The organism is Cysteiniphilum sp. (genome assembly GCF_057495195.1).
In genome coordinates this window covers 1-23,284 of sequence record NZ_JBXTEF010000010.1, presented here as the reverse complement: position 1 = coordinate 23,284, position 23,284 = coordinate 1, and the positions used below count along the sequence as shown (strand labels likewise).

The 23,284-nt window shown below is 38.6% G+C and carries 20 protein-coding genes and 1 tRNA gene; 12 read left to right on the top strand and 9 right to left on the bottom strand.

The annotated features are described in order from the left end of the window. The first annotated feature begins 193 nt into the window (after positions 1–193). From ACY10D_RS01220 to argH, 10 genes are all read left to right on the top strand, one after another. Positions 194–1,114 carry a bile acid:sodium symporter family protein gene (locus tag ACY10D_RS01220; protein WP_486998992.1) on the top strand — a complete coding sequence of 307 codons (921 nt, stop codon included), beginning with the start codon at positions 194–196 and terminating at the stop codon, positions 1,112–1,114. A gap of 225 nt (positions 1,115–1,339) precedes the next feature. Beyond that, positions 1,340–2,677, top strand: a complete 1,338-nt coding sequence (locus ACY10D_RS01215) for an OmpP1/FadL family transporter (RefSeq protein ID WP_486998991.1) — start codon at positions 1,340–1,342, stop codon at positions 2,675–2,677. Positions 2,678–2,699: 22 nt separating this feature from the next. After that, positions 2,700–4,367 carry an SGNH/GDSL hydrolase family protein gene (locus ACY10D_RS01210; RefSeq protein ID WP_486998990.1) on the top strand — a complete coding sequence of 556 codons (1,668 nt, stop codon included), beginning with the start codon at positions 2,700–2,702 and terminating at the stop codon, positions 4,365–4,367. Positions 4,368–4,490: 123 nt separating this feature from the next. Then, complete coding sequence (argG, locus tag ACY10D_RS01205) at positions 4,491–6,383, top strand: argininosuccinate synthase (protein WP_486998989.1); 1,893 nt, start codon at positions 4,491–4,493, stop codon at positions 6,381–6,383. Beyond that, positions 6,380–7,351: an N-acetyl-gamma-glutamyl-phosphate reductase gene (gene argC / locus ACY10D_RS01200; protein ID WP_486998988.1), complete on the top strand. Its 972-nt coding sequence runs from the start codon at positions 6,380–6,382 to the stop codon at positions 7,349–7,351. Before argG ends, argC begins: the two co-directional genes overlap by 4 nt. 9 nt (positions 7,352–7,360) lie before the next feature. After that, on the top strand, positions 7,361–8,536 hold the full coding sequence (locus tag ACY10D_RS01195) for an aspartate aminotransferase family protein (protein ID WP_486998987.1): 1,176 nt from the start codon (positions 7,361–7,363) through the stop codon (positions 8,534–8,536). A gap of 198 nt (positions 8,537–8,734) precedes the next feature. After that, positions 8,735–9,757, top strand: coding sequence for a Rossmann-fold NAD(P)-binding domain-containing protein (locus ACY10D_RS01190; RefSeq protein ID WP_486998986.1), 1,023 nt, complete (start codon positions 8,735–8,737; stop codon positions 9,755–9,757). Further along, positions 9,744–10,544: an acetylglutamate kinase gene (gene argB / locus ACY10D_RS01185; protein WP_486998985.1), complete on the top strand. Its 801-nt coding sequence runs from the start codon at positions 9,744–9,746 to the stop codon at positions 10,542–10,544. Before ACY10D_RS01190 ends, argB begins: the two co-directional genes overlap by 14 nt. A gap of 17 nt (positions 10,545–10,561) precedes the next feature. Then, a complete protein-coding gene (locus tag ACY10D_RS01180; RefSeq protein WP_486998984.1) occupies positions 10,562–11,680 on the top strand; it encodes a M20/M25/M40 family metallo-hydrolase in 1,119 nt (372 codons plus the stop codon). Next, entirely contained in the window at positions 11,668–13,077 is a 1,410-nt protein-coding gene (gene argH / locus ACY10D_RS01175; protein WP_486998983.1) for an argininosuccinate lyase, read from the top strand. The genes ACY10D_RS01180 and argH overlap by 13 nt, the downstream gene beginning before the upstream one ends. 47 nt (positions 13,078–13,124) lie before the next feature. On the opposite strand, the gene holA is transcribed toward argH, so the two are convergent. The 3 genes from holA to plsY are packed head-to-tail and all read right to left on the bottom strand — an operon-like array spanning position 13,125 to position 15,540. Further along, a complete protein-coding gene (gene holA / locus ACY10D_RS01170) occupies positions 13,125–14,117 on the bottom strand; it encodes a DNA polymerase III subunit delta (RefSeq protein ID WP_486998982.1) in 993 nt (330 codons plus the stop codon). A gap of 12 nt (positions 14,118–14,129) precedes the next feature. Beyond that, positions 14,130–14,948 carry a bifunctional DNA-formamidopyrimidine glycosylase/DNA-(apurinic or apyrimidinic site) lyase gene (gene mutM / locus ACY10D_RS01165; RefSeq protein ID WP_486998981.1) on the bottom strand — a complete coding sequence of 273 codons (819 nt, stop codon included), beginning with the start codon at positions 14,946–14,948 and terminating at the stop codon, positions 14,130–14,132. After that, the gene (gene plsY, locus ACY10D_RS01160; protein ID WP_486998993.1) at positions 14,941–15,540 is read right to left on the bottom strand and encodes a glycerol-3-phosphate 1-O-acyltransferase PlsY; all 600 of its coding nucleotides are present in this window, start codon (positions 15,538–15,540) and stop codon (positions 14,941–14,943) included. The genes mutM and plsY overlap by 8 nt, the downstream gene beginning before the upstream one ends. Positions 15,541–15,686: 146 nt before the next feature. On the opposite strand from plsY, the gene kdsA reads away from it, so the two are divergent. Both kdsA and ACY10D_RS01150 read left to right on the top strand, forming a co-directional pair. Then, positions 15,687–16,520 carry a 3-deoxy-8-phosphooctulonate synthase gene (gene kdsA / locus ACY10D_RS01155; RefSeq protein WP_486998980.1) on the top strand — a complete coding sequence of 278 codons (834 nt, stop codon included), beginning with the start codon at positions 15,687–15,689 and terminating at the stop codon, positions 16,518–16,520. Between the two features lie 15 nt (positions 16,521–16,535). Next, positions 16,536–17,828: an MATE family efflux transporter gene (locus ACY10D_RS01150; protein ID WP_486998979.1), complete on the top strand. Its 1,293-nt coding sequence runs from the start codon at positions 16,536–16,538 to the stop codon at positions 17,826–17,828. Between the two features lie 37 nt (positions 17,829–17,865). Here ACY10D_RS01150 and nhaA read toward each other — a convergent pair whose 3' ends face one another. The 6 genes from nhaA to ACY10D_RS01120 all read right to left on the bottom strand — a co-directional run bounded on the left by nhaA (position 17,866) and on the right by ACY10D_RS01120 (position 23,284). Then, on the bottom strand, positions 17,866–19,011 hold the full coding sequence (nhaA, locus tag ACY10D_RS01145) for a Na+/H+ antiporter NhaA (protein WP_486998978.1): 1,146 nt from the start codon (positions 19,009–19,011) through the stop codon (positions 17,866–17,868). 62 nt (positions 19,012–19,073) lie between these two features. Beyond that, positions 19,074–19,676, bottom strand: a complete 603-nt coding sequence (locus ACY10D_RS01140; protein WP_486998977.1) for a TetR/AcrR family transcriptional regulator — start codon at positions 19,674–19,676, stop codon at positions 19,074–19,076. Positions 19,677–19,773: 97 nt separating this feature from the next. Continuing rightward, positions 19,774–20,049, bottom strand: a complete 276-nt coding sequence (locus ACY10D_RS01135) for a DUF6812 domain-containing protein (protein ID WP_486998976.1) — start codon at positions 20,047–20,049, stop codon at positions 19,774–19,776. Positions 20,050–20,112: 63 nt separating this feature from the next. Next, positions 20,113–21,285, bottom strand: a complete 1,173-nt coding sequence (locus tag ACY10D_RS01130; RefSeq protein WP_486998975.1) for a D-alanyl-D-alanine carboxypeptidase family protein — start codon at positions 21,283–21,285, stop codon at positions 20,113–20,115. Between the two features lie 80 nt (positions 21,286–21,365). After that, the gene (locus ACY10D_RS01125) at positions 21,366–23,090 is read right to left on the bottom strand and encodes a TolC family protein (RefSeq protein WP_486998974.1); all 1,725 of its coding nucleotides are present in this window, start codon (positions 23,088–23,090) and stop codon (positions 21,366–21,368) included. Between the two features lie 119 nt (positions 23,091–23,209). Next, positions 23,210–23,284: transfer RNA gene (locus ACY10D_RS01120), tRNA-Gly, on the bottom strand.

Sequence of the window (23,284 nt, the reverse complement as noted above, 5' to 3'; positions counted from 1 at the left end):
TTGCTCTGTTTATTCTAGCAATAACACACTACATCAATATTAAATTTAAATTGACACAGTTTTATGAACACTCCCGTTTTCACATAGTCGAATCTTTATGTCACACGTTTTAATTTGACCCAATTTAAATAGTAACTTGTGATACGCTTTTTTTACTGAGAGACTATAGCTTCATCGTGAGTAGGATAAAAACATGAAGTTAAACAATTACGCCATGATTAAGTCGTTTTCTATTTTTGTGATATGCGGGGCATTACTGGCACTATGCTTGCCGAGTATTTTTACTCCTCTAAAAGCATTTATTCCTTTATTCTTAGGGGTTATTATGTTTTTGGTGGGCATTAATGTGTCTCTTAAAGATATGCGACAGATTGCTGATATCAAGGGACGCTTCATACTGATTATTGTGTTGAAATCTTTTGTCACTGCACTGATCGCTTATACTATTGGACGACTACTTCAGTTAGATAATTATGCATTAATTGGTCTTGTGATTGTCGGTGCGTGCCCTGGAGGAACGGCGTCTAATGTGATGTCATTATTATCTAAAGCAAATCTAGCACTAACTGTCAGTCTTACATTGGTTACAACGCTATTGGCACCTATTATTATGCCATTAATATTGTATTTATTTTTGCATAAAACAGTAACAATTCCTTGGGTTGGTATTGTAACAACCACTTTGATGATTGTGGTACTGCCAATAGTGGCAGGGATTATTTTTCAGCGTTTTATCGAACTAAAGCCACACACCTTAAATAAACTTTCATTACTTGCAATTATAACGATTGTTATTGTTGTGATGGTTGTGGTTGCACTAAACAAAGAAGCGTTATGGCATGTGTCTTTGAAACTATGTGTTGCTATTGTTTTACTGCACGCTTTAGCCTCCGTTATTGGCTATGTTTTAGGGAAAATATTTAGCCTGGATCACAAAAGCGCGCTTGCCTTATTATTTGAGTTTAGTATTCTTGATGTTGGTTTAGGGATTGTGATTGCAATTTTATTTTTTGGTAAATTAGCAGCTATTGCAGGGACACTTTACGCTGTATGGCAGAATATTGCAGGCCCCATATTGGTGAGTTTGTTATCAGGTGTCAAAAAAGCCCAGTAGAAATCAATAAAACATTGATGTGCAAGTGCAGCATGCAATGGATTTAGCTTGGTCTAATTAGTAGATAAATTACCCAATAAAGCGGATGCGTTGTATTTTCGAACTCTTTTTATCCCGATTATGCCTGTATCGATTTGACTGAGTAGCGAGATTCAGTACAATCCCCTTGTTTTATATGTAGATTAAATACATATGTGAGAGCGTTTTGTTGAAAGAGGGGAAAATATGAGAAAATTACACAAGCTGTCATTTTTGGCAGTGGCTTTTGCCATGACTTGTCAGGCTGAAGCAGCAGGCTTTCAGGTCAATGAGAACAGTGTTTATTTACAAGGGATGGCAATGGCAGGAAGTGCTGCAAGTCCAGATGATGTCAGTAGTATCTTTAATAACCCAGCTAACTTGGGATTTGTTAAGGATAACAGCGTTTACATCGGTGGCAGCTATATCTTACCTAGTGTGAAAATGACCAATGCACAAGCCAGTCATGGTGTACATTACAGTACGATTCCTTTTGCAGATGATCCTGTATCAGGTGCATCATCGCAAAATAGTGTGGTTGAGGGTGCGTTAGTACCTAACTTATATGGTGCATGGCGTATTAATGATCGACTAGCAGCGGGTGTGGCGTTAACCGCACCGTGGGGAATGACGACAAATTATGATGATAACTCAGTTGTGCGCTATGCCGCACAGAAAACATCAATTGAAGTCGTTAATTTAACACCTGAGATTGCCTTTAATATTATTCCAGAGATCTCGATTGCCGCAGGATTGCAAATCCAATATGCCAGTGCTGAGTTTTCAAACTATGATGGCGAACTGGCAACGCCTACAAATCAAGCGACGAATATTAGTGGTAATGGCTGGGGCGTTGGTGGTATTTTTGGTGTGATGTTTCATCCAGTGAAAGCGACCTATTTTGGTTTGAGTTATCGCACACCAGTTAAGATGAATATTGAAGGTACAGGCAATCAATGGTTACTACCAACAGGGAGCACACCAATAACGCCAGGGGCACCGTATAATAGCTATATTTCTGATGCATCGACTTCATTTAGAACCCCTGGTGTGATTAATTTCGGTATTACTCAAGATATTACGTCAAAATGGCAAGTCAGAGGCACTGTGCAGTATACGATGTGGAGTACTTTGGATAAGCTGACCATTGATACTCCAGGAGGTTATTCAACTTCTTCAACGATGCAGTTAGGTTGGAAAAACAGCTGGTTATTCTCATTGGGAACGGATTATAAAATTACTCCACATTGGTCGGTAAGAACCGGTGTGGCATATGACCAAACACCAACGGTCTCAGAAACAAGAGATGCAAGAATGCCGGATACTAACCGCATTTGGGTGACACTCGGTGGCACGTATCATGTTAATGATCATTTCTCAATTGATGCCGTCTATGAGCATATTTTCATGCTTAATCAAAGTATCAATGTCACGGAGTATACCGGTTCAAATGCAAATATTCCAAATATTGAGCAAAATAAAGTATCTGCTGATTATCGTGGGTTTGCCGATATCTTTGGTTTGGCATTGAGATATAAATTCTAATATTAATAAATAGGGTAAAAAGATGATGAACATAAAGTTTTCGCAATCTAAGAAAGCGTGGAAAAAAATCAGTGTGCTGACAGCAGTAACACTATTATCTGCCTGTGGTGGTGGGGGTGGCGGTGACAGCGTTGGGGTTGCTGTTAATGTTAGCTCACCGACGGATAATGTGATCCATGCGGATATTAATCAAAATAATCAAAAAGAGTTCACTGTAAGCGTTGGTGATCAAAGCATTGGTGCAGTCGGTCAGTCAAATGCATATCAGGTGAGTGTCACACAATCCAATCGAAATGTTGGATTCACTGTTGATTTAGGGACGTGTGCGCAAGCTATTAGTAATGGTCAAAGTTGTCAATTTAGTTTGAGCTATGCGCCAACAACGGATACGCAATATAATCAACAGGACACTTTAACCATAAGTGTTGGCGGCACAACACAAACGATTACGGTTAAAGGTGATAAAGGGCAAGACTTTGTTGTATTTGGCGATAGTTTGTCGGATGCAGGTGTGCAGGATCAGCTAGCTGCCCTAGTCAAAGGGTTACATAAATTTTTACCCAATGTACTACCTGCATGGCCAACAGTGCCTGGAACATCAACGGATAAATCAACAACCTATACCACCCCAGGAGGCAATGTTTGGGTTACTGATTTGGCTAAGTTGGTTGGGGCATCAAGTACAACGGCTTTAGCTAATAATAGCTATTATATGCAGCCAATAAAGGTGGCATATCCTGTGTGGTATGCTCAGATTAACCCTGTATTACAAGCTTTCTTGAATGTATCACTTGATACGGAAAGTAAAGGCTTAGCGGGTAATAATTATGCACAAGGTGGTGCAACAACAACGTGCTCTGGGATTGGATTAGTGTTGGATAAATCACTGTTTGCTGCTGCACCAACATTGGCGCCACCTGGAAATTTACCATTATATATGCCATCACCGATTGGTCCTATTCCACAAGTGAATGGGCATCCTGCTTATAGTTGCCCTAAAGCAACTGATGCTGGTTTGCAACCAGTCTATGATCAGCTTGAAAATTATAATCAAATTGATAGTTACCTAAATCAAAATAATGGTATGGCGGATGCAAGTAAAGTGTATATTTTATGGGGTGGTGCCAACAACCTATTCCTTGAGGTTGCAAAGAAGCCAACACCATCCGCGGCTGAGGTTGCACAAGCGATGACACAAGCGGCAGGCGATATTGCCTATGATGTTCAGTATCTTGCAGCGCATGGTGCTAAGAAGTTTGTTGTGCTATTTTTACCAAATATTGGTTTAACACCATTGGCGATTGCGGCTAACCAGCAATCAGCACTAGAAAAAGCATCTGTTGCTTATAACACGGCATTGAGTAATATGTTAGGTACGTTACAAAAACAAGTCCCAAGTATTAAAATTGTGCCAGTGGATGTTTTCAATTTAATGAATGATATGGTGGCAAATTATGAGATGTCTGCATTGGGCAAAACCTATCAGTTTGATGACACGACAACACCCGCGTGTAAGCAGGCGCCTGTTACCCCAGATAATCCATTAGCAGCTTTGACTAATTCTGCACTATTGTGCACACCGCAAGCTGATAATAAAAAACATCTATTTGAGGATACAGTACATCCAACGGCAGAAACGCATCAAGTGATTGCTGCAAAAATCGCTAAAGCAATGGAAGCTTTTAATTAATTCACTAATGGAAAACTATGTTTTGATGAATTTAATTCATCAAAACATATAAAAAATGAATTTTATCTATCATTAAGGCTTTGCTATCGTTGAGCTTCGTTTGGATTAATAGAAAGCACCTAGATGAAGCTAAGTCATGTCGACATCGTTATTGCCAATAGTACGCATTGCCATTTTGCCCATGTAATTGCTGCACAGATTGAAGAAAGTGCTAAGCAAAGAAAGACGGGTATTGCCAAGCGCAGTGTGAACTATTTGCAAGAGAAAATACGTTCAAAACATGCAGTGATTGCGATTGATCGTCTGCTTAATCAAATTGTAGGTTTTTGTTATATTGAGTCATGGCAAGATAAGTCTTATGTGTCTAATTCAGGCTTAATTGTTTTTCCAGAATATCGCAACTTAGGTTTATCCAAAGCCTTGAAATCAAAAGCTTTTATGTTAGCGCGTGAATATTATCCTAATGCTAAGATCTTTGGGTTAACGACCAATCCTCAGGTGATGCGTATCAATTATGAATTAGGTTATGAGCCGGCTGCTTTTACTGGCTTAACGAAGGATAAGACATTTTGGCAAGGATGTATGAGTTGTGTGAACTTCGCTATTTTACAAGCTAAAGAATATCAAAATTGTTTATGCACAGGGATGCTGTACGATCCGCAAAGAAAACAAAAGCAAAAAGAGCAAAAAGAGCAAAATGAACAGCAAGAGCAAGGTGTATTACAAAAGAATCAAGATAATAAAGATAATAAAAGGGAGCAATCAATGAAAGTTATTGTCGCATTTAGTGGAGGTTTGGATACAAGTTTTTGTGTTAAGTATTTACAGCAGGAGCATCACTTAGAAGTGCATACTGTGACGGTTAATACGGGTGGTTTCACTCAGATTGAGTTAGCACAGATTGAACGCAGAGCTTATCAGTTGGGTGCAAAAACGCATCAAAGCATTGACGTCACAAAAGACTTTTATCAGGAATGTGTTAAGTTTCTGATCTTTGCTAATGCACTTAAAAATAACTGTTATCCTTTATCTGTCAGTGCTGAGCGTGCTTTTCAAGCAATGACGATTGCTAAGGTAGCAAATACGATGGGTATCACTAAGATTGCACATGGCTGCACGGGAGCAGGCAATGATCAAGTGCGCTTTGATCTGATGTTTCATATATTATCTCCAGAAGCTCAAATTATCACGCCCATTCGTGATTTGAAATTATCACGTGCGGCAACGCAAGAATATTTAATTAATTCAGGTGTAAGTTGCAGCGAAAGTAGCAAAAATTATTCGATCAATAAAGGTTTATGGGGTACCTCTGTTGGTGGTGTTGAGACCTTAAGTTCAGATTTATATTTAAAAGATGAGGCTTGGCCAACGAAGATAGCTAAAGCGCAAGATACAGAAGAAACGTTAAAGATTACCTTTATTAATGGTGAGCCAATTGCTTTAAATGACGAGTTATCAAATTCAATTCAAGTAATTCAAAAGCTTAATGATCTTGCTAGCCAATACGGTATTGGTCGCGATATTCATGTCGGTGACACCATTATCAATATCAAGGGGCGTGTTGGCTTTGAAGCGCCTGCGCCTTTAATACTGATAAAGGCGCATCACTTATTGGAAAAACATGTACTGACTAAAGCACAGCTTAAAATTAAAACAAGCTTAAGTGATACCTATGCTGAGATGGTACATGAAGGACAATTTCTTGATCCGGCAGCGCGTGATATTGAAGCGTTGTTATTATCGACGCAGGCAAAGGTAACAGGGGATGTGTTTGTGAAGCTTTATCCACTTCATTTCGTACTGTTGGGTATACAGTCTGAGCATGATTTAATGCAGGCACAACATGCCAAATATGGTGAGGAGAATGCAAGTTTCACAGGTGATGATGTCAAAGGATTTACTAAAGTGATGAGCACACAGCTTGCCGCTTATTATCAATTGCAAAATAAAGATAAGTCAGCCAAGACAACGCAATTTAGCTCAATTAAAGCAGCGGTGCAGGGTAAAGTTTTATGATTGAGCATAACAAAAAAATAAAGGTTGGTATTTTAGGCGGTGCGGGTTATACCGCCGGTGAGCTATTACGACTACTGACTTATCACCCGCAAGTGGATATTCAGTTTATACATAGTACCTCACAAGCCGGTGAGTTAATCGCCAAAACACATCATGATTTCTATCTGATCGATAATAAACGCGTATTCAATAAAGAGATAAATTATAATGTTGATGTCGTGTTTTTATGTGTAGGGCATGGGCAAGCTAAGGAGGCACTTAAACAGCATCAATTCAAAGCAGATACCAAGATAATTGATTTAAGTCAGGATCATCGAGATACTCAGGCAAATCCAGATTTTATCTATGGTTTGGCGGATATTAAGCAAAGTGATATTGCCGTTGCATCTAATATTGCCAATCCTGGTTGCTTTGCGACGACTATTATTCTGGCGCTAATGCCTTTTGGCAATTATGTTAATGGAGATATTCATATCAATGCCATTACTGGTTCAACCGGAGCCGGTGTGATGCCCAGTGGAACTTCCCACTTTAGCTGGCGCACTAATAATATGTCTGTTTATAAAGCATTTTCGCACCAGCATCTAGCTGAAATTAAACAAGCATTGAAATTATCTTCAAACAATCAAATATTGTTTGTGCCAATGCGGGGGAATTTTAGTCGTGGTATTTTTGCCTCGATTTATTTTAAGTCAGATCTCACTGAAATAAAGGCACAACAAATTTTGCAAGCATTTTACGAACAAAGTGCCTTTGTCAAAGTACTTGATCAGGAGCCAGATTTAAAAATGGTCGTTAATACCAATGCTTGTTTCTTATCCGTGAAAAAACATGGAGAATATCTGCATGTTGTCAGTGTCATTGATAATTTGATTAAGGGGGCTTCAGGACAAGCTCTACAGAATATGAATCTTATGTTTGACTTACCTTGTGAGTTAGGTTTGTCCCTCAAGGCCAGTGTTTTTTAAGGTGGTTTTATGAATTTATATGAAGTATATGATCGTTATCCCGTTACATTAAATAAAGCCAAAGATTTATATGTTTGGGATAGCAATGCTCAACAATATCTTGATCTATACGGTGGGCATGCGGTGATCTCAATTGGGCATAGTCACCCGCATTATATTGAAAGAATCACTCAACAGTTGCAACATATCGGCTTTTATTCCAATAGTATTGAGATGCCGATGCAGCAACATCTGGCAGATAAACTAGCACAAGTAAGTGGTTGTCATAATTACCAGTTATTTCTAGTTAATTCAGGGGCGGAAGCGGTAGAAAATGCGCTTAAACTTGCTGGTGTTGTCACCAAACGCAACAAAATAATTAGCATTAATAATAGCTTTCATGGGCGCACAAATCTTGCCTTAGCAGTTACTGATAATCCTGCGATTCAATCACCATTTTCAAATGATTTTCAAGTCATTAGTGTGCTATTAAATGATATCGATGCATTGAAAGAAGCGATGGATAATGATGTGGCTGCGGTAATTATTGAAGGTGTTCAAGGCATTGCCGGTATCTATGAACCGGATATACATTTTCTACAGACGGCAAGTAGTTTGTGTCAAGAGTATGGTGCAAAATTGATTGTTGACGAGATTCAATCTGGCTTTGGGCGCACAGGAGCGTTTTTTAGTTTCCAGCAATCAGGCATTGAACCGGATTTAATTACCTTTGCTAAGGGGGCGGGTAATGGCTTTCCTGTTGGTGGGGTGTTGATCAAAGATGATATTCCAGTATTGAAAAACATGTTAGGCACAACCTTCGGTGGTAGTTATCTTGCCTGTGCTGCGATGTTAGCTGTGCTTGAAGTTATTGACGATGAAGCACTTGTTGATAATGCCAAGCAACAAGGGGCATATTTAAAAGAGCAATTACTACAAATCCCTGAAGTGACAACCGTACGAGGGCGTGGGCTTATGCTAGGTGTTGAATTTAGCTTAGATTGTAAGGCAATTCGTGGCGCACTTTTAAAGCAAAAGCATATATTTACTGGTGTGGCACAAGCGGGGCAAGTGATGCGTTTACTGCCTGCACTAACTATTCAGCAATCTCATATTGATGCATTTATTTTGGCATTAAAAGAAGTGATTGAAGATGAGCGCTCATCTAAAAGTATTAACCGCACCTTGAGCAAACTCGAAGGGTGAGTAGAAATAATGTGAAAAATAAGTTGTAGCCTCAATTACCCCCTCACCCGCGCAGCTTAAGCTGCACGAGTGATCCCTCAAGGGGAGCGGTGATAGTTGACGAAATTTATTTATTACACATTTGTAATGGCTTCGACTCATGCTCAGCCAAAAGAGAGTTTATAAGATAAAAGAAACACAGTTTCTAGGAGTAAAAACATGCAGCAATATTTAAGTATTAATGATATTGATAATATCCAAGAAGCGATTCAATCATGTATTGAGATTAAGCAGAATCCACATGCGAATGATAAATTAGGTGCACATAAAACTTTAGGTATTATTTTTTTAAATCCAAGTTTACGCACTAAGATTTCAACAATTAAAGCGGCACAAAATATTGGTTTAAACGTGTTACCGATTGATGTGAATAATGGTTGGGCACTGGAGTTTAACGAAGGTGTAGTGATGAATTCCGATAAACCTGAACATATCAAAGAGGCAGCACAAGTCATTGCAAGCTATTGTGACATTGTCGCAATTCGCTCATTTGCCAAGCTCAATGACAAAGAGCAAGATTATCAAGAGCAAATCTTTAGCGCATTTAAAAAATATACGGATTGCCCAATAGTGAATTTAGAATCAGCCTTGCGTCATCCTTTGCAGAGTCTTGCTGATATACTAACGATTGAAGAGTGTGAAAAACCAAAAAAACTAAAAAAACTAAAAAAAACAAAAGTCGTCTTAAGTTGGGCGCCACATGTTAATCCCTTGCCACATGCGGTAGCAAACTCGTTTGCTGAGGGTATGCAACTGATGGATTATGAGTTTGTAGTGACACATCCAGAAGGTTATGAACTGGATTCAGAATTTATTGGTGATGCCAAGGTGGTATATGATCAAGATGAGGCGTTTAAAGATGCTGATTTTATCTATGTCAAAAATTGGTCAAGCACTAAAGAATACGGCAAGGTCATAAATACCGATGACAAATGGATGATTACTCAAGAGAAACTAAAAAATGCCCCTAATGCCAAGGTGATGCATTGCTTGCCCGTGAGACGCAATCTTGTGATTGCTGATGAGGTGCTTGATTCTGAATGCTCAATTGTTATCGAACAAGCTGAGAATCGGCTTTATGCCGCGCAATATGTGTTATCCGAACTTGTCAAAACTTTGAAATTAAAAACGTCAAAGGCACCATTATTAAATGAAAAGGTCTATGCCAATGAAGTTGAATAAAGCACTTAATATCATCAAATTAGGTGGGCGTGTAATCGATGATGACAGTAAGCTCAATATGCTATTACACGCTATTTCACAGCAAAATAATCCATGTGTTATCGTGCATGGCGGTGGCGATCAGGTGAGTCAATTAGCGAAGCGTCTAGGTGTTGAATCTACCTTTATTAATGGTCGGCGCGTGACTGATCAAGCATCATTAGATCTTGCCACAATGGTATTAGCCGGAATTATTAATAAACAGATGGTGGCTAAGTTGCAAGCTTATGATGTTAATGCATTGGGCTTAAGTGGTGTTGATGCTAATTTGCTACTAAGCAACAAACGTGGAATTCAAATGCATGATTTTGGTTTTGTTGGCGATGTTAAAGCAGTCAATCGTAATGTATTAATTGATTTGATCAATAATGGTTTTTTACCTGTTATTGCACCAATCACCCATGATGGTAGTGGGCAGCTTTTAAATACCAATGCTGACACAGTGGCATATGAAATCGCAAAAGCCTTGGCACATCAATATCAGGTTAATTTATATTATTGTATGGATTTGGCAGGGGTTTATGAGGATATTGCCAATCCCGATTCATTGATCGAAACCTTAGATTTACATGCCTACCAACATTTAATATCAAAAGGCAAGATCCAACAAGGCATGTTGGTTAAGCTCGAGAATTGCTTTGATGCGCTAGCCTCTAACGTTAATCAAGTGGTGATTAGTAATGCGGATAATATTGCTCGTACCTTGCAAGGTAAGAAAGCAAAAGTCACGACAATACAGTTATTCTAATTTAAGGGTATTAATTAATGACAAATAGTATAAGTATGCATTCTGATGTATTGATTGAAGATATAGCACATAAACAAGCGGAAGCCTTGGCATTACTCAAATGTTTAATTGAAATCCCATCGATTTCAAAAGACGAGGCACAAAGTGCGGCATTTATCCAACAATGGTTGTTTGAACGTGGTATTGCTAGTACCTTAGTTGGCAATAATGTGTGTGCTAAGAATAAATATTTTGATGATAACAAACCATCCGTTTTACTGATTTCCCATCACGATACCGTGCCACCGAGCAAGAGCTACACGCGTGATCCTTATAGTGCTGAAATCATTGATGGCAAATTATATGGCTTGGGATCCAATGATGCCGGTGGCGCGTTGGTGAGTATGATCGCTACGTTTAGTTATTTTTATGAAAGGGCAGACCTTCCTTTTAATCTATTATTATGTGCGGCTGCTGAAGAAGAGGTTTCAGGGAAAAATGGTGCCGAGTTGGCACTAACTTTTTTTGATGCTATTGATTTTGCGATCGTTGGTGAGCCAACAAGCATGGAGCTTGCGATTAGTGAAAAGGGCTTAATGGTTTGTGATTGTGTCGCCCATGGCAAGACAGGACACGCTGCACGCAATGAGGGGGATAATGCAATATTAAAAGCTATTGAAGATATCAATTGGATTAACAATTATCAGTTTGCGCAAACCTCTGAGACATTGGGTGATGTGAAAATGAGTGTGACGATGATTAACGCTGGTGTAAAGCATAATGTTGTCCCTGAAAAATGTCATTTTGTTGTTGATGTTAGATCGACTGATGCCTATGGCAATGAGGATGTGCTGCACATTATGCGTGAATATATGTCATCAGAAATAACTCCTAGGTCATTACGCATTAAGGCTAGTAAAACGCCATTTGAGCATCCATTAATGCAAGCATTATTAGCAAAAGGTATTAATAGCTATGGCTCGCCAACGACGTCAGATCAGGCGATTGTTAATTGTCCAAGTGTTAAGTTCTCACCAGGAGACTCAAAGCGTTCCCACAGTGCCGATGAATTTATTTATGTAGAACAAATCAACGAGGGCGTTGAATTTTTCATCACATTTTTTAATGAATTAAAGGATAAGCCATGGCAGAAGTAATTAATAAAGAAAAACAAAAAAAACAAGAAAAACAAAAACTCTGGGGTGGGCGTTTTAGTGAGGATAATAATCCCTTATTTGTACGTTTTAATGAGTCATTGAGCTTTGATTATCGGCTGCTCCCTTATGATATCAAGGCGACAAAAGCATTTACTGAAGCGTTATGTGATATCAATGTTTTATCTGATAACGAATTGAAGGCGTTGCATCAAGCCTTAGCAGAGATCGAACATGAGGTTAATAATAATCCGTATCTTATTCAGCAGGCAATCAATGATGGCGTTGAAGATATCCATACCTTTGTAGAGCAATCGCTAGTCGATAAAATAGGCGATCTTGCCTATAAAGCCAATACGGGAAGATCGCGCAATGAACAAGTCTCTTGTGCGACAAGGTTATGGGTACTTGATCATATTGAGCATTTATTTGAGCTGATCAAAGCCTTACAAGCGGCTTTTGTCGCGCAAGCCAAAGCAAATATTGATGTATTTGTGATGGGATATACCCATTTGCAACAGGCGCAACCGATCACTTGGGGGCATTATTTCTTATCCTTTTATGAGATGTTGAAACGCGATTATGAGAGACTTTTAGATATTAAAAAACGCGTCAATATCTCGCCACTAGGCATGGGGGCGATTGCTGGCAATGCGTGGGCATTAGATCGCCAGAAAATGGCAGATGCGTTGGGGTTTGATGAGATTGCCCAAAATAGCTTGGATGCGGTAAGTGATCGCGATTACATTATTGAACTATTAGCTGCGATTAGCCTTATTGGAACACATTTAAGTCGCTTTGCTGAGGATATGATTATCTATTCAACGACCGAGTTTGACTTGGTTGAAATGAGTGATTTAGTGACCACAGGTTCATCACTTATGCCACAGAAGAAAAACCCAGATGCGATGGAGTTGGTTCGTGGCAAAGCAGGACGTTTAAATGGCTATTTAGTTGCATTATTAACAACCGTTAAAGCCTTGCCATCGGGGTATAACAAAGATCTGCAAGAGGATAAAGAAGCACTTTTTGCAGCCGTTGATACCGTGAGTGACTTATTGAAAGTGACAACGATAACCGTTGAAAGCTTAGTGGTAAATAAAGATAAAAACTATGATGGTAGTTTTTGTGTGGCAACGGAGCTTGCTGATTATCTGGCTAAAAAAGGTATTGCCTTTAGAAAAGCGCATCATATTGTCGGCGAAATTACTGCCTATGCTTTAAGTGAAAATAAGTCATTAACTGATTTAACCCTTTCTGAATTTCAGCATTTTTCTGTGATGATTGATAACGATGTTTATCAAGTATTGAGCATTGAGTCAGCAGTGAATAGCAAAACAGCAATAGGTGGTACATCTATTGCAAATGTCAAAAAGGTAATTTCTGAGATTGAGGCATAGGCAACTCTTAGATTGTGGCTAAACGTCTTACAGTTGCTGCGATATTATTAGTATAATTGACATACCAACTCAGTTAATGCTTGCTCTACATCACCTTGCTCGATTCCTTTAACGAGTAAGTCAATGGCAAAGCATTGATTAAAAAGCTTGGCATAATGTTGTTTGCTAAATTTCTTAGATAGTCGCGCATAAGGCGCTTGGCGTGTTTTCCAGATATTATTGCGCATAAAGGTCTGTTGTTGCTGTTGTGGCGTTTGCGTGCTTAGGTTATAGCAAATGCGTAGCTCTTTGAGAATTGCCCAAAGAATAATGGCATTCTCAACACGCTCTTTGAATAGATGCTGTAATATCACCAGTGAGCGATTCATATTTTGTTCGATAAGGCTTTGTGCCAGATCAAATACATCATAATTCATCGCATTGGATAAATACTCAGTAAGTGCCTTATCATCAAAATGCGTTTGCGGTTGATGTTGTAGTAAGCTAATCATTTGATTAGCAGCAAAGAGATTGCCTTCGGTTTTTTGTGCTAAGAGCATCAAGGCATCTTCAGTTAATGTAATCGGTTTATTTAGAGAGCCAAGCTCAAGCTTAATGAGTTTAATCGACTCTTGAATGCTAACTGGCCATACTTGAATATATAATGCTTGTTGAACAATCGATTGAAACCATTTGGTTTTTTGTTGTGCGCTTGTCAGATCATCAAAAATCAATAAAAAACGATCACTTTGTGAGATGTTGTTAAGGCAATCAAGGAGCAGTTTTTGCGCATTCTTATCAGGCGCTTTAGTAATCGTGAGTTGCAACAAACGCTCTTCGGCAAACAAGCTAAAGCTATTAAAATTGCTTTGCAAAAAATCATATTGCTGATTGATGATCTGTGTGCGCAAAATCTCAAAGTTTTGTGCTTTATATTTGGCATTGATTTTTTCAATGAGTTTATTTTTTTGATAAGGTTCTTTGCCGGTGATGATATAACAAGGGAAGTCTTTTTTCTCAATGGCTTTTAATGCTTCCATATAGTTAGTTGCTTTGATCATTATTCTTTTCCCTTATGGTTGACATTGTGGGCAATAGAAGGTGTTGCGTTGATTGATGACAATCGAGATAATCTCTGTTGAACAGACCTGACATGCCTTGTCTTTTTGCCCATAAACCGCTAAAGATTGGGCAAAATAACCAGGTTTACCTGTGGCATTTTTATAGTCTTTCAAGGTGGTGCCACCGGCTTTAATCGCTTGCAATAACGTGGATTGGATGGCATCGATAAGCTTGCTGAGTTCATTTTTTGTTAAGGTGTTAGCGGGTTTCAATGGTGAAATGCCTGCCTTAAATAAACTCTCACAGGCATAGATATTGCCAACACCAACCACAATTTTATTATCCATAATCACACTTTTTATCGCTTGTGTGCGTGCGTTAAGTGCGCGTTGCAAATAGCAACTATTGAAGTGTTGTGTTAGAGGCTCAGGACCATAGTTTAAAAAGTATTTATGTGATAAAGGGTCACTATCGGTAATATCCCAATAACCAAAGCGACGTGGGTCATGATAAAAGATCGCCTGACCGTCATCAAGTTGTAAAACAATATGATCATGTTTTTTATGCTGATAGGCATTGTTATCAACAATTTGTAATACGCCAGACATGCCAAGATGAATAATCAATGCATAATCATCTAAGGTAATAATCAAATGCTTGCCTCGCCTTGAGATATCATGAATGCATTGGTTAGTTACTTTATCACTAAGCTTAGGATCCAGTGGGTAGCGTAGTTTATCGATATAAGTATTGGCACTTATGATTTTGCGTTTTAAGCAATATAAGCTAAGACCGTTTTTAACCGTCTCGACTTCAGGTAATTCAGGCATTTTTCTTTTGACCTATTTTACTTTCGCTGCCATTGATTAAACGTTTAATATTCTCGTGATGTCTTAAGATGACAATAATAGCAATAATGATAAATGGCAGTGCGGTATTAAAACTAAAGATAAATATCACACAAGCAGCGGAAACAATCGTTGCAATTAATGCAGAGAGTGAGGAGTATTTGGTAATTAAAGCGCATATGAGCCATGTGGCAAGAAAGATAATACCAATCAACCAATAAAACCCAAGGATTACACCAATTAAAGTGGCAACGCCTTTGCCACCTTTAAAGCCAAAGAACACAGGAAATATATGACCAATAACGGCAAGAAGTGCGATATAACCAATCTCAGTTGCGCTTAAATGTAAAGCATGTGCGATGAGCACGGGAATTAAACCTTTCAATGCATCACCTAAAAGCGTGATTGCTGCAGCCTTTTTGCCTCCTAGGCGCAAGACATTGGTCGCGCCTGGATTACCGGAACCAATACTGCGCGGTGAAGGTAAACCCATGAGTTTACAGGTGATAATGGCACTATTAATTGAGCCAAATAAGTAGCCAATGATAAGCATTAAAATAAATAGCATAATTATGTACAGTATGATTTAAACTGCCCATGAGTGTCTGAATTTTTGAGTGTTAAGTCAAGCCTTCATTCAAGCTTCATTTAAGAAAGCCCTTCCTATTTATGCTAGTGCGCATTAAACTACTTCAAGTTTTAGCCAAATTGGATCATATGATGAAATTATTAAACTTTGAAGTAGGGATGGATAAGCCATTTTTTTTGATTGCGGGACCTTGTGTTATTGAATCAGAGGCGCTAGCAATGGATACAGCAGGTTATCTCAAAGAATTAACTGATGAATTAGGTATTTCGTTTATTTATAAATCTTCTTTTGATAAAGCAAATCGCTCATCGATTAACAGCTTCAGAGGTCCTGGTATTGATAAAGGACTTGAGATTTTAGCGAAAGTTAAAAAGGAAATTAAGGTTCCAATATTAACAGATGTGCATGAAGATACGCCATTATCAGAGGTTGCAAGTGTTGTTGATGTATTGCAAACACCTGCTTTTTTGTGTCGTCAGACAAACTTCATTGTACAAGTTTGCGAGCAAGGCTTGCCCGTTAATATTAAAAAGGGTCAATTCTTGGCACCTTGGGATATGAAGCAGGTGATGGAGAAAGCCAAGTCAACAGGCAACAAGCAAGTAATGGCATGTGAAAGAGGTGCAAGCTTCGGTTATAACAATTTGGTTTCAGATATGCGCTCATTAGCGGTTATGCGTGAAACAGGTTGTCCTGTGGTTTATGATGCGACACATTCAGTGCAGTTGCCAGGTGGGCAGGGTAATGTCTCAGGTGGGCAACGTGAATTTGTGCCAGTGTTGGCACGTGCGGCAGTCGCAGCGGGGATTTCAGGCATATTTATGGAAACACATCCAGATCCAGCCAAGGCTTTAAGCGATGGACCAAATGCGTTACCAATTCAAAAAATGAAGTCATTATTAATGCAGCTTCAACAAATTGATCGTATTGTTAAATCACAGACCCTATTAGAAAACACACTCTAATCAACGTGGCTGATTGTGCATAAAAAAATCATTCAGCTGTCGCTTCCTTTAATTCTTGCCAATATTAGTTTGCCATTATGTGGCATTGTTAATTCGGCATTGATGGGTAATCTGCATGCCAGTAGTTATTTGGCAGCGAGCGCTTTAGGCGTTTCAGTAATTACCTTTATCAGTGCACTGTTTTACTTCTTACGAATGAGTACAACGGGCGTTATTGCGCAACAATACGGTAAGAGAGACTTTAATAAGATCTTTGACTGGTTAGTAAAGGCGCTTATTGTCGCAATGATATTGGCGTTTATATTGATTATGTTTCAAGGCGTCATTTATGATCTGGCATTAGCAATATTGTCGATGAATCAAGCCGTAACCAAGCTATTTAGTGAATACTTTAATATCACTATTTATGCTTTGTTGTTTGTTTTCATTAATTATGTCTTACTTGGCTTTTTTATTGCGCTACAACGGGCAAAGCTTGCTTTCTTGATGGCGCTTATTACGAGCATTTCAGGTGTTTTGTTGAGTCTTGTTTTTGTTGAATTACTGCATTTGGATATTAAGGGAATAGCCTATTCCGTGGTGTTATCACAAGCCTTAAGTTGTATTTTTGCATTGTTTTTTAGCATTAGAATCGCCAAAGATAACAAGGTTTCATTGAAGAAGTTAATACATCGCAGTCAATTTAATTGGCGAGCTTACCAAGCATTTATGTCGGTTAATGGTGATATTTTTATACGTTCTTTGTGTTTACAGGTCTGTATTAATTCATTCTTTGTGTTCTCAGCACATATGGGCCAAGAGGTGCTTGCTGCAAATACTTTGCTGATTGAATTTTCGATGTTGTTAGCACTTTTTTTGGATGCTTTAGCCAATGCAACAGAAACGCTAGTTGGTGAAAATATTGGGCAAAATGATAAAAGTGCATTAAAACGTACTTTGCTATATACACTGAGTTACTCTATTGCTTTTAGTTTATTGTTTGTTTTGATTTATGCTTGTGTTTACCCGTGGGTATTTGATTTGTTAACCTCTATTGCAAGCGTCCGCCAAGCAGCTGAGCACTATGTTATTTTCTCAATTATATTCCCATTAATCGCGGTATTTAGTTTTTGGTTAGATGGTGTGTTTGTTGGTCTGCTTAAAACAACGATTATGCGTAATGCAATGATCGTATCTATGATTTTATATTTGTTAAGTGTCGCGGCTTTTTGGTCAGTTGGCAACAGCGGATTATGGCTTGCTTATTTATTGTTTTTTATTTATCGAGCAATAACACTAGGTGTGCCACTAATAAGACGCTTAAAGTAACTCTTGAAAGTTACTGTCGGTGACTTTGAGCATTGTATTATATGGGTTTGCAGCACTTTTTAAGTACAAGATAGCCGACAAGTCCAGAGATTAATGAACCACCCAAAACACCAACTTTGACCATGTTCATAAGATCAGGTGTGCTAAAGGCAAGTGTGCCGATAAATAAACTCATTGTAAAACCAATACCGCAAACTAAGCTAATACCGTAAAGCTGAGGCACTGATAGTTGGCGTCCAATGGTGAAGTATTTCGTTTTACTAAATAGATAAAGACTGATAAATATTCCGATTTGTTTTCCTAAGAATAATCCCAAGATAATCCCAAGTGATACCGGATGAAATAGGTGTGATAAACTCATGCCGCTAAAGCTAATGCCGGCGTTGGCAAAGGCAAATAGTGGTAAAACCATAAAGATAATCCAAGGATTTAAACCATGCTCTAGTTTCAATAGGGGAGAGTTTTTCTCAGTATGTGGAATAGTGAGTGCCAAAGCAACACCGGCAAGGGTGGCGTGGACACCTGATTGTAAAACACATAGCCACATGATGACGCCAACAATCATAAATGGAGCAAGCTTTCTTACCCCTAAGCGATTCATGCAAATAAGTACGACAATACAGATTAAAGCGGCAAACAATGAGATAAGAGATAAGTTGCTAGTATAAAATGCAGCGATAATCGCAATAGCAGCAATATCATCAAAGATGGCAATTGTAGTTACGAGTATTTTAAGCGATGTCGGAATGCGCGAACCAAGGAGAGCCAATATGCCTAAAGTGAAGGCAATGTCAGTAGCTGTTGGGATTGCCCAACCATCGATATAGTTTGGATTATGCTGATTGATTAGAAAGTAGATAAGCGCAGGCACTAACAAACCAAACAAAGCAACAATGGCAGGAATAATAATATTGGACTTGCTAGAAAGTGTGCCGCCAACGAATTCGCGTTTTATTTCCAAGCCGACCAATAAGAAATAAAGCGCCATAAATCCATCATTAATCCAATGAACGAGATTCTTCTGTAAAGCAAAGTTACCAATAGAGACGCCGGCATAAACCGTTTCTAACATATGATAATACGGGCTAAGCCATGAGTTATTAACAACAATAGCCGCAACTGCTGCGGTAAATAAGATAATACCGCCAATAACTTCAATGCTGAGCTTTCTCTCTTTGCTCATAAATATATTTCCCCTTCTTTTTTACTTAATTAAATTACTGTTATGTTAGAGTGTTTTGCAAATTACTCAATGTGCTTTGCAGCAAGTGTTTGAATAAGTGTTGTTGTGATCATCTCTTTATATATGGCGTATTCATCTTTGTTTTTAAAGTAAGCTTGTCCTGTTCGTACAAAAGGCCCTAAAATCAAGCCAAATACCATGCTCGTCACCGCTTCATCGCTAAGTGCATCGGTAACTTGACCTTTTTCGCGATAAATCTGCAAGTAGTCTAAAAGTGTTTTCCAGTTGCCATTTTTGGGTGCGTTACCCAAGCCAAAGAGTTGGTTTTTGCCACTTTCAAGTCGTTGCCAGTCAAAGAGTCTTACAATATCAGGGTTGGCATATAATAATTGCAAGCGCATATTGATGAAGTATTCTAGAAATTCAGCAAAATTACGATCTTTATCAAGATGGTGATCACCCATCCAACCACTATCGATCAAGAGGCTGACTTTAACCTCTTGCCATAAATGAACCTTGTTCTCAAAGTAGTGATAGATCAGTGAAACAGGGACTTGTGCTTTGTCTGCAATATCGCGTAGAGATGTACCATCAAAGCCCTTCTTTACAAATAGTTTCTTGGCAGCATTTACGATTTTTTTTTGACCTTTTTGCTTCTCTGTCACGCGTGAGCTCCTTATTTCAATGCTCGAGCATTATATACCGCACACAAACTATTTTACAGAGTTTCTTGACTAGGTTTTGTATACCATTGTTACAAAGTTATTCATCATCAGGGTGCAAGAAGAGGATGTTTTCTAGATTAATATTCATAAATTTACACTCACTAGCAGGCTCGTTATTTATATCTTGATAGATTTTTGCATTGCGTAGTGCAATAAATTTGCCACTGGTTTCGCTATTGATGTGATCGGTTAAGCGTACACCTACACGCACAGATATTTCACCTTTAACGATATATTCGTTGGTATAAATCGTTACTGCAATAAAATCACGCGCGCTATTTTTAGAATCTGCAGCATTGTAATAAAATGGCATTCTTTCATCCTTGATCCAAATTTAGGTAACTAGAGTATAGAATATTGTGACAAAAAAGCGAGATTAACCAAACCAGCGACTAAAGAATCCCGCGCGTTCAATCTCGTTGTTAGCATAAACAGGAACTTCAATCACCTCATAATCACCTGCACTAATAATGAGTGTGCCAACTTTTTGTCCTTTATCAATAGGCGCCTTAAGTCCTGGTAATAGCACAACTTTTTGGCTTAAATGGTTAACAAAAGATTTTGGAATCGTTTTGGTGATGTCATCTTTGCCAATCACTGTCAACGTAGCATCTTTAGCTGCATCGGTAATAGTGGTGTTATCAAGTGAGATAACATGATCTTTGCTATAAAGTAGTTGATCAACGAATTTACTAAAACCGAAATTTAAGAGCTTTTCAGATTCCTGCTCGCGCACATGGGCGCTAGGTGAGCCAAGGATCACACTAATATAGCGTTGGTTATTTTGTACAGCGGAGGCAACCAAATTATAACCTGCTTTTTTGGTATAACCTGTTTTGATCCCATCAGTTCCTTCGAATGTACGTAGTAGTTTATTGCGATTGTGTTGAACAATGCCATTAAACATAAACGTTTTTTCAGAATAAAGTTTATAAACCTGAGGGTAATGCTCAATAAAATTACGTGCTAAAATTGCCATGTCGTAGGCGGTGGTATACTGATCATCGCCTGGTAGTCCATCAACCGTAGCAAAATGCGTATCTTTCATGCCAAGTGCTTTGGCCGTTTTATTCATAAGTCGCACAAAGTTAGTGTCAGAACCTGCGATAAATTCAGTTAATGCAACGGTTGCATCATTACCAGATTGTATAATCATCCCCTTTAATAAATCATTAACACTAACACGTGAGCCCTGATTAATAAACATCTTAGAGCCAGGTGTTTTAGATGCTTTCTCACTGATCTTAATCTGTTGATCAAGTTTAAGTGTGCCTTGTTTAAGTTCTCCAGCAATAATATAAGCCGTCATGATTTTGGTCAGGCTTGCCGGTGCGCGCCTTTCATGCATATTGTGATCAGCGATGATGTCTCCGGTTTCAAAATCCATCAACAACCAACTAGCAGCGTTTAGTTGAACCGGATGAGGTTTGATAATAATAACAGGGGGGGCGCCTAGCGTATTAGCAAATGAAAGTGATGGTGTGCTAGTAAAGGCAAATGTAGCGATAAAGCTACTTAAGAGTATTTTTTTAAAGTGGGTTAGTTGCATTAGAGATATTTCCATTTCTTATGACAATGCTAGAAAGATAGCAATGAGCTTTAGCTATTTCAAGTGCTTATAGCGAAAGCCTATTTTGTATTTTCTTTTGCTGTATTTGGTGCAGCTGAGGTAGTTGATTTACCCTTCTTACTGTTGACTGCTGGAGCTGCTTTTTCTGCTTTTTCTGCTTTTTCTGCTTTTTCTGCTTTTTCTGCTTTTTCTTTTTCTTCGGCGAGCATTTGTGCTTTGATCTTATCTAAAGTTGGCTTAATATCATCATACGCTTTATTAATCTCGCTATTAAACTCACCTTGGCTTTGTGCTTTGAGTACGGTTGATACTTTTTTCTCAAGCTCAGCTAATGGCATATTGCGTGCCTCAGCTGGCATAATATCTAAACCAATCGATTGATAGAGTTTAGACAGTGCCTCATGAGCTCGCGCTAAGGTGACATCTTTATCAAACTGTGCAGAAATCGCTTCAATACCGCGGCGAATAGTGATTTGTTCATTACCTTGATTGGCTTTTTCAAGCTTTTCAGCATGTTCAAATAGTGACATGGAGACCTTGGCTTCTTGTACTGCATAGTGCGCATCTTCCTGCCATAATAAATAGTTGGTATAGGCAACACGCACTTGTGTTAATACGGTAATCGTTGTTGCGATTTGTTTTAGCTGCTCAAAACTATACGTTTCATTGGCAAGGTTAATGGCGTAAGGGCCTGTTAATACCGTTTGAATCAAGTTAAGAGAAGCACCAATATTGCCACCTAACCAATATTGGTTTTTCATGAATTCATTATTGGTGGCGTTATAACCAAAATTGAAATCAATGCCAGGCAACATATTAATAATCGCCGCTTGAATGCCTTTTCTGGCAATCTCTACTTGATATGATGCTTGACGTAGTTCAGGGCGATAAATCAATGCTAAGGTATCCATTTTTGCAAACTGTGGGTTAATGTCTGGTAATTGTGCGAGATCCGTGCCTGGATTGGTTAGCTCAAATTTACTATCCAAAGAAGCGTTCATTAACCGCGCTAAGGTTGCTTTAGCATCGGCAATTTGCGCATTTAATTGATTGATTTTACGAATGGCTTTAATAAGTACTTGTTGATAATCAAGCTCAATTTGTGGGGTGTTTGCTTTGCTACTTGCGGCTTCTTTAGAGCGTTTGAGTGCAAGCTCAGCCTTTTCTTTGAAGCGGTTTACTTCAGAGATCATCGTTTGTGCTGTCCATGCTTTCCAGTATGCTGATACAACTTCTTGGATAAGTTGTTGAGTGATTTTGCGACGCTCTTCTTCAGCAATCATCACGCGATTAGCTTGTTGCTGCGCTCTAGTGTAACTTAAACCAAGGTCTAACAAGCTCCATTGCAGACCATATGATTGATTAATCACCTCACGTGGAGTGAAACTTTGTTCACCTGAAACCACTTGTCCATCTGAATTAACTAAGTTTTGGATTAAGTCATTATTCCTAAAGCTATAATCAACACTGGCATTAATCGCTGGCAGCATTTCCATATAGGCTGCTTTTAAATTGCCTGATTCAAGCATTAATTGTGCTTGTTGCACTTTGTGATCAAGATTGTACTTCAATGTGCGGGCAATGGCTTCAGATAATGTGATCTTATGATTAATCGGTTGCTGTGCATTGAGTGCATCATGTAAACCTTTATAGGTATTATTAAGTTGTGTTTCATGATCAACTGCTTTTGGTGTAATGCTACAACCGGTTATAACTAATGCTGCAACTGCCATTGGCAATAGTTTGATTGATCGAGTTAGTTTATTCTTCGCTTTATTATCCATAATTATCTCCACTCATAGATGCTGAATGCGGGGCATATAAGTTTTGCTTAATTAGAAAGCTAGTTGATAATTTTTAAAAAGCAAATATTAAGTAGATAAAATTATTTTTTGTACTCAATTGGAGCGGGAAACGAGGTTCGAACTCGCGACCCCAACCTTGGCAAGGTTGTGCTCTACCACTGAGCTATTCCCGC

What these genes read in the sequence shown, in the direction of transcription:
- ACY10D_RS01220 (WP_486998992.1), top strand. Translation starts at nt 194, where the DNA reads ATGAAGTTAAACAATTACGCCATGATTAAGTCGTTTTCTATTTTTGTG.
- ACY10D_RS01215 (WP_486998991.1), top strand. Translation starts at nt 1,340, where the DNA reads ATGAGAAAATTACACAAGCTGTCATTTTTGGCAGTGGCTTTTGCCATG.
- ACY10D_RS01210 (WP_486998990.1), top strand. Translation starts at nt 2,700, where the DNA reads ATGATGAACATAAAGTTTTCGCAATCTAAGAAAGCGTGGAAAAAAATC.
- argG (WP_486998989.1), top strand. Translation starts at nt 4,491, where the DNA reads ATGAAGCTAAGTCATGTCGACATCGTTATTGCCAATAGTACGCATTGC.
- argC (WP_486998988.1), top strand. Translation starts at nt 6,380, where the DNA reads ATGATTGAGCATAACAAAAAAATAAAGGTTGGTATTTTAGGCGGTGCG.
- ACY10D_RS01195 (WP_486998987.1), top strand. Translation starts at nt 7,361, where the DNA reads ATGAATTTATATGAAGTATATGATCGTTATCCCGTTACATTAAATAAA.
- ACY10D_RS01190 (WP_486998986.1), top strand. Translation starts at nt 8,735, where the DNA reads ATGCAGCAATATTTAAGTATTAATGATATTGATAATATCCAAGAAGCG.
- argB (WP_486998985.1), top strand. Translation starts at nt 9,744, where the DNA reads ATGAAGTTGAATAAAGCACTTAATATCATCAAATTAGGTGGGCGTGTA.
- ACY10D_RS01180 (WP_486998984.1), top strand. Translation starts at nt 10,562, where the DNA reads ATGACAAATAGTATAAGTATGCATTCTGATGTATTGATTGAAGATATA.
- argH (WP_486998983.1), top strand. Translation starts at nt 11,668, where the DNA reads ATGGCAGAAGTAATTAATAAAGAAAAACAAAAAAAACAAGAAAAACAA.
- holA (WP_486998982.1), bottom strand. Translation starts at nt 14,117, where the DNA reads ATGATCAAAGCAACTAACTATATGGAAGCATTAAAAGCCATTGAGAAA.
- mutM (WP_486998981.1), bottom strand. Translation starts at nt 14,948, where the DNA reads ATGCCTGAATTACCTGAAGTCGAGACGGTTAAAAACGGTCTTAGCTTA.
- kdsA (WP_486998980.1), top strand. Translation starts at nt 15,687, where the DNA reads ATGAAATTATTAAACTTTGAAGTAGGGATGGATAAGCCATTTTTTTTG.
- nhaA (WP_486998978.1), bottom strand. Translation starts at nt 19,011, where the DNA reads ATGAGCAAAGAGAGAAAGCTCAGCATTGAAGTTATTGGCGGTATTATC.
- ACY10D_RS01135 (WP_486998976.1), bottom strand. Translation starts at nt 20,049, where the DNA reads ATGCCATTTTATTACAATGCTGCAGATTCTAAAAATAGCGCGCGTGAT.
- ACY10D_RS01130 (WP_486998975.1), bottom strand. Translation starts at nt 21,285, where the DNA reads ATGCAACTAACCCACTTTAAAAAAATACTCTTAAGTAGCTTTATCGCT.
- ACY10D_RS01125 (WP_486998974.1), bottom strand. Translation starts at nt 23,090, where the DNA reads ATGGATAATAAAGCGAAGAATAAACTAACTCGATCAATCAAACTATTG.